Annotated in this window: 7 protein-coding genes; 3 read left to right on the top strand and 4 right to left on the bottom strand. The window is 63.3% G+C overall.

Annotation, left to right across the window (positions count from 1 at the left end):
• The first annotated feature begins 69 nt into the window (after window positions 1-69).
• Genes GEMMAAP_RS12820 through GEMMAAP_RS12810 form a run of 3 tightly spaced genes read left to right on the top strand, consistent with a single transcriptional unit; the run spans window position 70 to window position 7296 of the window.
• Entirely contained in the window at window positions 70-3228 is a 3159-nt protein-coding gene (locus GEMMAAP_RS12820; protein WP_202969131.1) for a glycoside hydrolase family 2 TIM barrel-domain containing protein, read from the top strand.
• 3 nt (window positions 3229-3231) lie between these two features.
• Window positions 3232-5454, top strand: coding sequence for a glycoside hydrolase family 3 N-terminal domain-containing protein (locus tag GEMMAAP_RS12815; protein WP_053334047.1), 2223 nt, complete (start codon window positions 3232-3234; stop codon window positions 5452-5454).
• 36 nt (window positions 5455-5490) lie between these two features.
• A complete protein-coding gene (locus GEMMAAP_RS12810) occupies window positions 5491-7296 on the top strand; it encodes a glycoside hydrolase family 3 protein (RefSeq protein ID WP_026849463.1) in 1806 nt (601 codons plus the stop codon).
• On the opposite strand, the gene GEMMAAP_RS12805 is transcribed toward GEMMAAP_RS12810, so the two are convergent.
• The 4 genes from GEMMAAP_RS12805 to GEMMAAP_RS12790 are packed head-to-tail and all read right to left on the bottom strand — an operon-like array spanning window position 7275 to window position 13366.
• Complete coding sequence (locus GEMMAAP_RS12805) at window positions 7275-8777, bottom strand: MFS transporter (protein WP_043580752.1); 1503 nt, start codon at window positions 8775-8777, stop codon at window positions 7275-7277. The two genes, GEMMAAP_RS12810 and GEMMAAP_RS12805, sit on opposite strands and share 22 nt — an antisense overlap.
• A gap of 59 nt (window positions 8778-8836) precedes the next feature.
• A complete protein-coding gene (locus tag GEMMAAP_RS12800) occupies window positions 8837-9631 on the bottom strand; it encodes a glycoside hydrolase family 16 protein (protein ID WP_026849464.1) in 795 nt (264 codons plus the stop codon).
• 11 nt (window positions 9632-9642) lie between these two features.
• Window positions 9643-10887, bottom strand: a complete 1245-nt coding sequence (locus GEMMAAP_RS12795; protein WP_026849465.1) for an ROK family transcriptional regulator — start codon at window positions 10885-10887, stop codon at window positions 9643-9645.
• Window positions 10888-10927: 40 nt separating this feature from the next.
• The gene (locus GEMMAAP_RS12790; RefSeq protein WP_053334048.1) at window positions 10928-13366 is read right to left on the bottom strand and encodes a hypothetical protein; all 2439 of its coding nucleotides are present in this window, start codon (window positions 13364-13366) and stop codon (window positions 10928-10930) included.
• Between the last annotated feature and the right edge of the window lie 204 nt (window positions 13367-13570).

Here is a 13570-nt window from a genome sequence, read left to right as displayed (position 1 = left end):
CACCCGCCCCGATCTACCTCCCACCGCCCCCGGTGGAGGAGGCCCCTTTATATGATGCATGCATTGTCCATGATGGCGCCCCGCCCGCTGCAGCGTGGTGTGGCAACGGCCGTGATTCTCCTGGGACTCGCGGGTGCCGTGCCCGCTCCACTCGCTGCCCAGACGGCGCCAGACCGCATTGAGATTCGCACTGATGCCGCCGGCACCCGACTGCAGGTCAACGGCGCTGATGTCCTGCTCAAGGGCGTCAACTGGGATTACTTCCCCATCGGGCAGAACTATGCCTACAGCCTCTGGACGCAGCCGGATGATGTCATCAAGGCGGCGCTAGACCGGGAGATGTCCCTGCTCAAGGTCATGGGGGTCAATGTCATTCGGCAGTACAACGGCGTGCCGCCGCGCTGGGTGAAGTACATCTACGAGCAGTATGGCATCTGGACCGTGCTCAACCATGCGTTGGGGCGGTATGGCACGACGATCAACGGCGTGTTTACCCCGCAAACGGACTACTCCAATCCCCGCGTGCGGCAGGCGCTGACCGCCGAAGTGCTCGCGCTTGTTGATGAGTTCCGCGGCACGCCCGGCATGCTCATGTGGCTGCTTGGCAACGAAAACAACTACGGCTTGCAGTGGAAGTCCGCGGCCACGGAGAATCTTCCCTCCGGTGAGCGCGACGCCGCCAAGGCCACCTTTCTCTACTCGCTGGTCGGTGAAGTCTCGCGCGCTATCAAGGCGCGTGACGCCTCACGTCCGGTGGCGCTGGCCAACGGCGACCTGCAGTACCTCGACATCATCGCCCGTGAGGCCAAGGGACTCGATGTCTTTGGCACCAACGTGTACCGCGGTGCGTCGTTTGGCGATCTCTTCGAGCGCGTGAAGACCACCCTCGGGTTGCCGGTGATGTTCACCGAGTTCGGCGCCGATGCGTACAACGCGCGTGATATGCGCGAAGACCAGCTGTCGCAGACGCGCTATCTGCTCGCGCAGTGGCAGGAGATCTTCGAAAACGTGGCCGGCAAGGGGCGCACCGGCAACTCCATTGGCGGGTTCACGTTCCAGTGGACTGATGGCTGGTGGAAGTACGGTCAGGACGTGCGACTCAGCGAGCACGATGTGAATGCCTCGTGGTCCAACGCGGCCTACGCCGATGACTATGTCAAAGGCGAGAACAACATGAACGAAGAGTGGTGGGGCATTGTCGCGAAGGGCGCCCCCGACTCGCGTGGGCTCTATCCGCTCTATCCGCGTGCCGCGTTCTACGCACTGCAGCGCGCCTACCAGATCGATCCGTACGCCGCTACCTCCACCGCCGCCGTGATCCGCAGCCACTTTGCGGCCATTGCCCCCGCCGAGGCGGAGCTACGGGCGCGCGCCGAGGGCGGGGCCGCATCAGGAGCGGGGAACAACAAGTTCAGCGTAAGCGGACTCCGTTTTGACCTGCAGACGTTCAATACCGGCGGCGAGAAGCTCAGCACGCCATCGTCACGGACCCCCAGCGCGACCGCGCGGCCGGCGTTCACGGGCTTTGATCGGCTTGAGAGCTTCTATGCCGATCTGACGGCCCGCCCTGCCGACAATTTCTCCGCGACGCTGTCCCTGAACGTGCTGGGCAACGTGCCCAACAATCCCATCGACGAACTCTTCTACGAAAATCGCGGGCGTGCGCGGACGGTCCTCACCGATGGGTCGCCGTTGCGCATTACTGACAACGAGCGCCTCGCCGTGTATCGCGCCAGCGTCTCGTGGGATGAGAAGAACTTCCGCCTCGATGCGTTCTACCGCTCCGGCCACTATCACTGGGGCTACGAAGGCGACTTCTTCGGGATCTATCGCGAAGCGAACTACGGCAAGAACATGGACATCTATAACGGCAATGCTCCGGCCGGTATGGAGTTCACGGGGAAGCGCAAACTGCAGGGGCTCAAGCTGGCGCTCGGGCCGGAACTCTGGTGGGGCGCCAACCCCATGATCATCGGCAAGTACGGTCGCAAGGTGGGTGGCGTACACGTCACCGGTCTGTATCAGGAAGAAGTGGCGCAGCTGAACGCGTCGGCCACCAACAGCTCGTTCGCCGTACCGCTTCCGCAGACGCGTCGTGCCACGCTGCATCTCGCCGACACCATTGCCGGCTTTGGTGTGGAAGCCGGCGGTATCTGGGCTGGTGCCACGCGCGTCGGTGTGCCCTTCCAGATCGTTGACGGATCGCGCGTGCTGGCGGACAAGGTGCGTGACAGCGATGCCTTTGGTGGCAAAGCCAAGGTGACCTACACGCGTGGTCGCTACAACTGGTACGCGCAGGGCGCGGTGATGGGGCTCGTGGCCGACGGTGGCCCCACCTCCGTACAGACGTTCACGGGGTGGAGCCTCAAGGAGACGGGGCTCAACAACCAGTCGAACATCATGACCGGTCTGACGGTCACGTACGGGTCCTTCCAGTTCGCTCCCAACGTGCTGTACCAGAAGCCCATCGCCGGACCGGTGCCCTTCACGGCACCTGCGCCCGCCCGTCCGCGCAACGTCCTCGACGATCCGTTTGCGGTGCGCGGCAATCGCGAAACGTACGGCGCCGAAATGCTGCTCACGTTCGATCCCACCCCGGCCACCTGGATGTACGCCTGGGACAACGATATGCGTGAGGATGCGCGCTTCGCCGCCAACCTCGGCTACGTCTATCGTCGCTTGCCCACCACCATGGATGCGGCCATTGGTATTCTGGCCGACGGTCGTACGACCTTTGCCTTCCCGGGCGCCACACCGGCCCGTAGCCTGTACGAGGTTCGCTCGCGCATCATTTCCAAGGTGGGATCGGATCTGCGGCTCATTGCGAACGTCTACACCGGAACGGCCGAACCCAACGGCAACGATCCGCGGCTGCTGCACCGCTCGGGAATCGACCTGCGCGCCGTCAAGCAGCATGTGAAGCTCATTGGCGCGGCCAAGTTCAACGACTGGGGCCCGTTCGACTACCACCGTGACTTCAATCTCACCTTCCCCAAACAGTTCATGGGGGACCTGTCGTACGCCTTCGGGTCGCCGCAGTGGTGGGATGTGCCGGAAACCAAGGTGGGTATGCGTGGCACGTGGCGGTCGCTGAACAAGTTCTCGCCGCGCTTCTGCCCGGAGTTTGCGCCGGATCTCGTGACCGGATCGCCGGTGTGTGATCCCACGGCGCCGGCACGGAATGGTTCGGAGTGGGAAATCCGGACGTATCTCTCCGTTGCGTGGTAAGTCGTGTTGGATGTTGATCTGCCGGTGACGTTGGACGCCACCGAAGCACGTGTCGCCGCCCTGCTGCAGACGCTCACGATCCAGGAAAAGATCGGGCAGCTGCAGCAGGTGCAGGGTGGGGGAGGCCACATTCCCGATACACTGGCACAGGCGATCCGCGATGGGGCAATTGGCTCCATCATCAACGAGGTCAATGCACAGACCGTGGCGCGCCTGCAGGCGATTGCCATGAACGAATCGCGGTCCGGTATCCCGTTGCTGATCGGGCGCGATGTGATTCACGGCTTTGCCACGGTGTTCCCCATTCCGCTGGGTATGGCCTCCAGCTGGAACCCCGAGGCGGTGGAGCGCGCGTCGCGCATCGCGGCGCACGAAGCGTCGGCCCACGGAGTGAACTGGACCTTTGCGCCCATGCTCGACATTGGCCGCGATCCTCGCTGGGGACGGGTGGCTGAGGGCTTTGGTGAAGATCCGTGGCTCACTGGGGTGCTGGGCGCGGCGGCGGTGCGCGGTTTTCAGGGAGAGGATCTCACGGCCCCGGGAAGCATTGCCGCCTGCGCCAAGCATTTCGTAGGCTACGGCGCATCGGAAAGTGGGCGCGACTACAACAGCACCAACATCGCCCCCCGCGAACTGCGCGATGTGCATTTGCCGCCGTTCGAAGCGGCGGTGCAAGCTGGCGTGGCCACCGTCATGACGTCGTTCAGCGATATCGACGGTGTGCCGGCTACCGCCAATCGGGAGCTGCTCGAGGACGTCCTGCGCTCGTTATGGGGCTTCAATGGGATGGTCGTCAGCGATTGGGATTCGGTACGCCATCTGTCGGTGCACGGCCTCACGGTAGACGATCGAGGGTCCGCCTGCCAGGCCGCTTTGGCGGGTGTAGATATGGAAATGGCCAGCACCACCTACGCCGCGCATTTGGAGTCGCTGGTGGCGGATGGCGTGGTGCCCATGGCGCTGCTCGATCGGATGGTGGCGAATGTACTGCGCCTGAAGGTACGGCTCGGACTATTCGAACAGCCCGTCATTGATCAGGCGCAGTTGCCCTTGGTGGGGAACGAAGCGCATCTGATCGCCGCCAGAGAGATTGCCCGGGAAAGCATCGTACTGCTCACCAACACGATGCATGACGGGTCGTACCTATTGCCGCTCGACGCCAGCGCGTTGCGGCGCCTTGCGGTGATTGGCCCGTTGGCCGACGATGCCTACGAACAGTTGGGCACGTGGATCTTTGACGGCGATGCATCGCTCAGCACCACCGTGCGGCAGGCCTTGCAGAGCGCCGTATCATCCAACACGGAAGTTGTTTATGCCCGCGGTCTGGCGACCACGCGCAGTCACGACACCAGCGGATTCGCCGACGCGGTCCTGTGCGCCAGCAACGCCGACGTGGCTGTACTCGTATTGGGTGAAGAGGCTATTCTCTCAGGAGAGGCGCACTGCCGGGCGGATATCAGCCTGCCGGGGGCACAGGAGGCGCTGCTTGATGCGATCGTTGCCACCGGCACGCCGGTGGTGCTGGTCGTCATGGCTGGCCGTCCACTGGCACTGGAGCGTGTCGCCCACAAGGTGCATGCGCTCTTTTACGCGTGGCACCCCGGCTCGCAGGCCGGTCCGGCGCTCACGGATCTGCTGTTCGGACAGCACTCGCCATCGGCCAGGCTTCCGGTCACGTTGCCGCGGGTGAGTGGGCAGATTCCCATGTACTACGCGCACAAGCACACCGGCAAGCCGGCCACCCCGGAGACGGTGGTGGACATGCAGGATATTCATCCGCGCGCTCCGCAGCTGTCCATTGGCAACACCTCGTTCCATCTGGATGTGCATCCGTCCCCGCTCTTCCCGTTCGGGTACGGACTCACGTATACGTGGGTGGATTACGATGCCCCCACGGTACATCGCGCCGAGGTGCCACTGGATGGGACCGTGGAGATCAGCGCCACCATTACCAATCGCGGCGCTCATCACGTCACCGAAGTGGTCCAGTTGTACATCCGCGATCTGGTTGGCAGCGTGACCCGACCGGTCAAGGAACTCAAAGGCTTTCAACGCATCCCGTTGGCGCCAGGCGAGCGACGCACGGTCCATTTTTCGCTGCCGGTCAAGGCCTTGGCGTTCACCCATCGGGATTTATCCCGCCGTGCCGAAGCTGGCCGGTTTCATGCCTGGGTTGCTGCACATTCGGCAACGCAGGCGCATGTCGAATTTACGGTGCATGCCTGACGGCGCTGCACCATTCCCCGTATCCACATTCCGTCGATGGCTACTCATTCGCTAGCACCTTCCGTTGCCGACCGTGTCGATGCGCTGCTCTCCCGCATGAGCCTTGCCCAAAAGCTTGGGCAGATGGTGCAGGGGGAGCGTGCCTCCGTGACGCCGGACGACGTGGCGACGTATCACCTCGGGTCCATCCTCAGCGGCGGCGGATCCGCCCCCGGGACCAACGCCGTGGCGGATTGGGTGGCCATGAATGATGCGTACTGGGCCGCGTCGATGCGCGATGGCGATGGGCAGCTGCCCATTCCCCTGCTGTATGCGGTTGATGCCATCCACGGACATGCCAACGTGCGTGGCGCCACCGTTTTTCCGCACAACATCGGACTCGGCTGCACCAACGATCCCGATTTGGTGGAACGCATTGCCCGGGTCATGGCTCACGAAGTCCTTGCCACCGGTGTGGACTGGACCTTCGCGCCCACGCTGGCGGTGGCGTGCGACATGCACTGGGGCCGGACCTACGAAAGCTTCTCCGAAGATCCCGCGCGCGTGGCGTCATTCGCGGCGGGCTACATTCGCGGTGTGCAGGGAGATCTTGGGAATGATGGGGTGATTGCCTGCGCCAAGCACTGGGTTGGAGACGGTGGCACCACGGCCGGCAACGATCAGGGCGACACCGCCATCGATGAGGCGACGCTCGAAGCCACACACATGACCCCGTATTATCCGGCGCTCGAAGCCGGTGTGCTCACCGTGATGGCCTCCTTCAACAGCTGGAACGGTGAGAAGTGTCACGGCCACCGCTATCTGCTCACCGACGTGCTCAAGGGACGTCTGGGTTTCGATGGCTTTGTCGTCTCCGACTGGGATGGCGTGGATTACCTCCACGAAGACTACGGGACGGCCATTGCCATGGCGGCAAACGCCGGCGTCGACATGTTCATGGTGTCCGTCGAATGGAAGCAGTGCCTCGAATTGCTGCACCGGCAGGTCGAAGCGGGCATTATCGCCATGGAGCGCATTGATGATGCCGTGCGGCGCATTCTTTCCGTGAAACTGCGCTTTGGCCTCTTCGAGAAGGCGCGGCCGGCGGACCGGCCGTGGTCCAACTCGGCAACCTTCGGGAGCGACGCGCATCGCGACGTCGCCCGCGAGGCCGTGCGAAAGTCGCTGGTGCTGCTCAAGAATGAACAGGCGCTGCTGCCGCTCTCGAAGTCCGCGCGCATTTTGGTGGCCGGGAAGAACGCACACAATCGCGGGCATCAGTGCGGCGGCTTTACCGTGGCGTGGCAGGGCGAGACGACGAACGAGGCTATTGAAGGCGGCACCTCCGTTTGGGAGGGCATCCAGGCTGTGGCCCCACAGGCAGTGCTCGACGAGAGCGGCGCCTCCGCCAATGCTGCGCACCATGATGTCGCCATTGTGGTGATCGGTGAGAAGCCCTACGCCGAAGGGATGGGCGACATTCGCGCCGGGGGACGGGTGGAACCCGGGTCGCAGGTCATGGTCAAGCCGCACACGTTGGCGCCCTATGGCAAGACCATTGAACTCGCGCAGCTTCACCCGGAAGACCTCGCGGTCATTCAGCATATTGCCGCGCAGGGTATCCCGGTGGTGACGGTGTTTGTCGGCGGACGTCCGTTGGTGGTCAACGCCGAATTGGCTGCGTCACAGGCCTTTGTGGCCGCCTGGTTGCCAGGCTCCGAAGGGCAGGGGGTTGCCGATGTGCTGTTGGGCGCCCACCCCTTTACCGGAACGTTGTCCTTTGCCTGGCCCACGGTGGCAGCGCCGACGTACAAGGCGTCGGCGCCACTCTTCCCTCGTGGTTACGGGCTCGTCACCGGCTGAGTACCAGCCGCAGTGCGGCGCGCCTCAAGGGCGCGTCGCACGTCGTGAGCCTTCTCTTCGGTAATGGGATAGCCGGCAATGGTCCAAATGGCGATGCCGGAGGTAATGAACGGCACCAGCACGTCACTCAGGCGGAGCAGAAAGAGTGCCTGCGACGTTTGCTGACTGCCGAGCGCCACATCAAACCCGGTGGCATTGAGCAGAAACCCGCCCATCGCCAGCGCAGCCGCCATCCCCACCTTCACGACCCACCAGAAGATGGAGCCGAACATCCCCTCGCGGCGCTCATGGGTCTCGAGTTCATCCACGTCGACCACGTCGGCGATCATGGACCCCATGAGGGTGAAGAGTCCGCCAAGGCCAAAGGCCATGAGCGGCGCCGGCAGCAGGACCAGCCACGGACGGGTTGGATCATAGCAGAACCACTTCAGCGCGTATCCCACCATGGAAACGCCCGTCGAGAAGTAGAACGCCTTGCGCTTGCCGATACGAGTCGCCAACCAGGTGACCAGAAAGATGACCCCGAATGTCGAGATGGCGCCGATGGTACCGGCATACCCCGCGTACTCGGCCCCACGCTCCTGGTTGCCGCCAAACACGTAATAAATGATCACGTACGACTGAAACGACGAGATCATGATGAAACCGTTGAACACCAAAAAGGTGGCGACGCACAATCGGCGGAACGGTCCCGACTTGATGGTGGTGGCGAAGCCCTTGAAGAACAGGGTGGTGTTGCGGGTGACAATGTCCCACATGCTTTCCTGTGGCCGCGTCGTTCCCGACACGTTCACTGGCGCCGCAATCGGCGCGGCCACAAAACGCTCGCGCAGAAAGATGGCTGGCATGATGCCGATCACGATGGCCACTGCGCCAATGGCAAGCGCCAGGGACCGCGCACCCTCAACGGGCGTGGAGAACCACGGCTTGTGCGTCATGATCCATAGGAACCACGGCGATACGATATAGGCCAGCTGACCGATGAAGTTCTGCACGCCCATGAGACGCGTGCGTTCGTTGTAATCCGGCGTCAGCTCATAGCCGAGAGCCACCCACGGCGTGGCAAAGATGGTGTAACCGAGATAGAAGATCGTTGAACCGATCAGGAAGTACCAGAAATAGAACATCTCGGACTTGCCGGTCGGCATCATCCACAACACCGCGAAAAAAACGCCGGAGAGAATGGCCCCCACGAAGATGTAGGGGCGACGCCGTCCCCACCGCGATCGCGTGTGGTCGGAAATGAATCCCATGAGGGGATCCGTCAGTGCATCCGTGACGCGCGGAAGGGCGCTGGCCAATCCAACCAGCGCCGGGTTCATCCCGAACCCGAGATTCAGAATGATCAGCATACCGCCAATCGCAGCGGCCAGCGTGTTGTTTACGAACGCGCCCATGCCATAGGCGAGCTTCTGGGCAAAGGGTACGCGATCTGCCTCGGGCGTGGCGTATTCCGCCGTGACCCCGCTGCGTTTACCCAGCCGAGCATGCCATGCGGCAATGGCGGTCTTGGCCAGTTTGCCTGCCGCACCTTGTTTGGTCACGGCGTCGCCTCGTACACGCGTACCCAATCCACCGTCAATTGCTGCGGGAACGTCGTGATGTCATCGGGGGCACCCACGAAGTTTCCGCCGACCGCCAGATTGAGCAGAAGGAAGAACGGCTTGTCGAACACCCACGGGCCCGGGAGATCCGCCTTGGTGGTGGTGAAGTACAACTCGCCATCGATAAAGTGCTCAATCTTTTCGGGCGTCCATTCCACCGCGTACACGTGGAAGCTGTTGTCCAGTCGAGCCGCGGTAAGCGTCTTCGATCTCGATCGTGCAGCGCCGCCGGAATAGCCAGGACCGTGCAGGCTGCCCACCACGGTGCTCGGTTCCTGCCCTCGGTACTCCATGATGTCAATCTCACCGGCCGCTGGCCACGGGGTGACCGGAAAGTCGGCGCCCAGCATCCAGAACGCGGGCCACATGCCACGCCCGCGCGGTAGCTTCATGCGTCCCTCAATGCGCCCGTACTGAAACGCCCGTTTGCCCTTGGTAATGAGCCGCGCCGAGGTGAACTGCCGGCCGCGAAAACTCTCGCGCCGCGCCGTGATGACCAGGTTGCCGCTCCCGTCGAGGGAGGCGTTCGAGGCACGGTCTGTCGTGTATTCCAACTGGGCATTGCCCCAGTCCTCCCCGACATCAAACGACCAGCTGGAAGCGTCCGCAATCTGTCCGGCTGGGCCGTTGAATTCATCCGACCACACCAGCGTGCGGGCAGGGGCTTCCGTGGACGACGACGAGCAGCCGGCGACCGCCAGCACGAGCGAGGCAAAGAGAGTTCGGCGCATTGGACAGAGGATTAGAGAGAGGACGGAACGGGCATACGTGCTCGCGGATCCGAGAGCACCGCGTCAAGGACCAAGGTCGCGGCACCAATGGCGATGGCGCGATCGCCAAGGGCGCTGGTAAGTATTTCTGACGACGCCACCGCACTGACGAACGTGCGACGCATCACCGCTTCGCGGACGGGAATGAGGACACGTTCCCGGAGCCGACACAGACTGCCCCCTAGAATCACCGCCGACGGATTCATGAGGTTGAGCAAGCTGGCGACCACCGACCCGAGATGTTCGGCCGCTTCCTGTACCACCCGCGACGCCAAGGCATCACTGGCATTGGCCGCCGCCTCAAGGGAGGACATGGTGACCTCGCCACGCTGCAACAGGCTGTCAGGATACTCCGGCAACAGAGAACGCGCGTGCGACAGCATCTCCGGGCGTCCCACGTACGTGGTGAGACATCCGCGGTTACCGCACGCGCACGGGTTCCCGTGAACATCCACGGTCACGTGGCCGATTTCACCGGCGACGCCACCAGCACCCCGGTAAATGCGGCCGTCAATGAAATGCCCGGCACCGATACCCGTGGCAATCTTGATGAACGTGAAATTGGAGAGGCCACGTGCGGCCCCCCACCAGTGCTCCGCCAAGGCGCCGAGATTGGCGTCGTTATCGATAAGGAGGGGGACGCTATACCGCTCGCACAGCATCTCGAAACCATGCACGCCATTCCAGCGCTTCAGGGCTATGCGCGAGACCCGCTCCGGATGGAGGGGGTCCACCGGTGACGGCAACGCCATCCCAATCCCCAGTAATGGCGTGGCCGAAAGGTCAATGGAAGAGAGACAGGCATCGCACAGCGATTGGACCAGCGCTCGTGTTCCATCGGCATCGGCATGCACATCGAAAGGCCGCCGCTGCCAGGCGCGAACGTGTCCGCGGAGATCGGTGACCACCACGGACACATGCGACGCGCCAACATCGACACCCATCAAGGTGAAGGCTTCGTCCTGAAACGAGAGCACTATGGGCCGTCGTCCACCATTCGAGGCCCCCACGCCGGCCTCGGCAATCAACCGGGTCTCAATGAGACCGTCCACGATTTCAGAAACAGTGGAGCGGGAAACATCCAAACGGCGTGCAATCTCGGCCCGCGAGATCAGTTCTTCGTCCCAGATGAGTCGAAGAATCGTCGTGGACAGCGACCGGGGACGGGAGAGGTCGGCGGAGGGAACGCCGACCTCACAGCGGACGGTGGTGGACATGGCGCGGCTGGGGAGCGGGGGAGCCCGCTGTCTCCAGAGGCTACCGGTAGAAAAGTACGTTGTCGATGTAGAACGTCTGCAAATCGCCGGAGAAGATGAGCTGGGCCAGATGGGCCCGCGCCTGCAGCCCCGGGAGAGCCGTGAAGGGGATGCTCAGGCGGGTCCAGCTGCCAGTACCCAGCGCCGGGGTGCTGGTGCCGGTCAGCGTGATTTCGTGTTCCGTATCGTCACCGCCGGCAAATGCGCCGTTGGCGCCGAAATCTACCAGCTTCACCCGGAACACCTTCCCCGCCGTGGTGGCGTTCGGCGTCCAGATATCCATGGAGAAGTGCGTGAACGCCGTGGCGTTGACCTGCGTGGAGGTAAACTCAATGCCGGCGAAGACGACGTTGGTGTACCGCTTCACATCGTCGTTGGCCACCTTGATGTCCGCCACGTCTGCCTGGTCCCAATCCGCCGACCACGTGTTCACGGCACTGTTGGTATAGGCGTTCGAGAACAGGGAAATGACGTTGTTGGCCGCAAAGGTCGGGGTCGGCGCGGCCGTCGTGGGCACCGTCGGAGGCGGCGCGTCGGGGCCGTAGAAGTACACGTTGTCCAGGTACACCGTGCGCAGCGTGCCCGAGATGATCAGCTGGGCGAGGTTGCCGCGTGTGGTGAGGCCGGTGAACGAAGAGAACGGCAGATCGAGCGAGATCCACGTGCCGGTGGTGAAGCTGGCCGTGTTGGCGCGCGTGATCGAGATCTCGTGCTCCTTGTCGTTGCCGCCACCAAACGCTCCGTCAGCGCCGATATCCACCAGCTTCACCTTGAACTCCGCCGGTGCCACGGTGGCATCGGGAGTCCAGAGGTCGATGTGCAGCCCGGTCAGCGCCGTGGCATTCACCTGTGGCGTAATGAACTCGACACCGGCAAAAACGAGGTTGGTGTACCGCTTCACATCATCGGTGCCCACCTTCACATCGGCCACATCGGCCTGATCCCAATCGGCCGACCACGTGCCCACCGCGCGGTTCGTGTACGCGTTGCTGAACAGCGAGATCACGCTGCTCGCCGAGCGCGTCGGGGCAGGTGCGGCCGTTACGGGGGCGGTCGGTGCCGGCGGCGCCGGAACCTTGTAGAAATAGATGTTGTCGAGATACACCGTGGGGCTCGACGCCAGCAGAATCAATTGCGCGAGATGCGCTCGGTTGGTGAGCCCGGCGAACGCGGAGAGCGGTATGTCGAAGCTGTTCCACGCGTTGGCCACTACAGCGGGCGATGTCGTCGGCGTCAGCGTGAGTTCATGTTCGGAGTCATCGCCGCCACCGAAGGCATTGTTGGCGCCGAAGTCCACCAGCTTCACCTTGAACGACGCGGCATCGTACACGTACACATCCATGTGCAGATGTGTCATGGCGGTGGCATTCACCTTGGTGCTGATGAACTCGGCGGCCGAGAACACCAGGTTGGTGTACTTCTTGGTGGCGTTGCCGGCAATGTTCACGTCGGCCACGTCGGCCTGGTCGAAGCCGGCCGACCACGTATCCACGGGAACGTTGGTGTAGGCGTTCGAGAAGAGCGAGATCACGTCGCCCGCCGCACGTGTTGGCGTGGGGGCGGCCGCCGTCGGGGCCGTGGCCGTCCGCAGCGTGATGGTCCCACTGGCCGGGGTATCACCCAGGCGAGCGGTAATGGAGGCCGTGCCAACGCCCACGGCGGTAATTGCGCCCACGTCGTTCACCGTCGCCACGGTCGGGGCGGACGACACGAAGGTGAAATAGTTGGCCGACACCGCCATCGTGGCTTCGCCGCCGCCCGTCGAGTATTTGACGGTGGCGCCAGTCACGTTGATCACGCCACCAACTTCCTGGGTCAGGGACTGCGTAGGAATGGCAGGCGAAAGCGTACCGAGATCGGTGAGATTTTCAAACTTGATATCATCGAACCAGAGGTCGTAGCCAGCACCATTCTCCGGTCCTTCGGCAAAGAAGAACAACCCCTTTTCGGCCGGGAGCTTGGACGCCAACGGGATTGGCAGTGTGACCTTCGTCCACGTGGGCGACACATCGATCTGCGTGCGCTCCGCACTGAAGCGCGACGTCCCGGTGTTGTCATTCCCGAGCCCTGCCACGTCGAGCTTGGCGGCAATGCTGGCCTTCACCCAGAAGGTGAGCGCGTTGTACCCAGTCAGGTCACGGGCGACCGTGCTGACAAAGGCGCCGCCAGCGTAGCCCCCACTGGCGTTCCCGGGGGCGGGCACCGTGGCCTTGAGCGAGGCAGAGCCGCTGCGCTTGACCGTGGCGTCCGTGCTCAGCGCGTCAGTCTTCGAGCCACCGAACGCCTGAAATTGCAGGCCGGCGGCAAAGGCGTCGTCGAAGACGGTGGCCGTACTCGGGAAAGGGGCCGGCTCGAGGGAGCTGGTATCGCGCTCGCAGGCGGCGGAAAGCACAAGCGCGGCAAGGCCAAGGACCCGTGGCGCAGACAGACGGATGGACATGGAACTTCTCTCCGGGACGGATACGGAGGCGGGAGCCAGCCGGGAGGGGAAGGCTGGCAGAGTTCGCGGTCGGGAGGAGGCCGCGATCTTTGTTTGGGAACCGAACAAAGAATGCGGAGTGGACCTCGGACTGTCAAGAATGGATTCGCCGGGGGGCCCCGGGCGGGCAATGGGCTTCCCCGCATGTCTTCGCCCGCCGTTCGG

The sequence above is a fragment of the Gemmatimonas phototrophica genome, assembly GCF_000695095.2.
Lineage (GTDB): Bacteria > Gemmatimonadota > Gemmatimonadetes > Gemmatimonadales > Gemmatimonadaceae > Gemmatimonas > Gemmatimonas phototrophica.
Note: the sequence above shows the minus strand (reverse complement) of the source record. Positions and strands in the feature narration are given on the sequence as shown.

Excerpts from the sequence above, each read along its gene's own strand:
- GEMMAAP_RS12820 (WP_202969131.1), top strand. The coding sequence starts at position 70 with ATGATGGCGCCCCGCCCGCTGCAGCGTGGTGTGGCAACGGCCGTGATT.
- GEMMAAP_RS12810 (WP_026849463.1), top strand. The coding sequence starts at position 5,491 with ATGGCTACTCATTCGCTAGCACCTTCCGTTGCCGACCGTGTCGATGCG.
- GEMMAAP_RS12800 (WP_026849464.1), bottom strand. The coding sequence starts at position 9,631 with ATGCGCCGAACTCTCTTTGCCTCGCTCGTGCTGGCGGTCGCCGGCTGC.
- GEMMAAP_RS12795 (WP_026849465.1), bottom strand. The coding sequence starts at position 10,887 with ATGTCCACCACCGTCCGCTGTGAGGTCGGCGTTCCCTCCGCCGACCTC.
- GEMMAAP_RS12790 (WP_053334048.1), bottom strand. The coding sequence starts at position 13,366 with ATGTCCATCCGTCTGTCTGCGCCACGGGTCCTTGGCCTTGCCGCGCTT.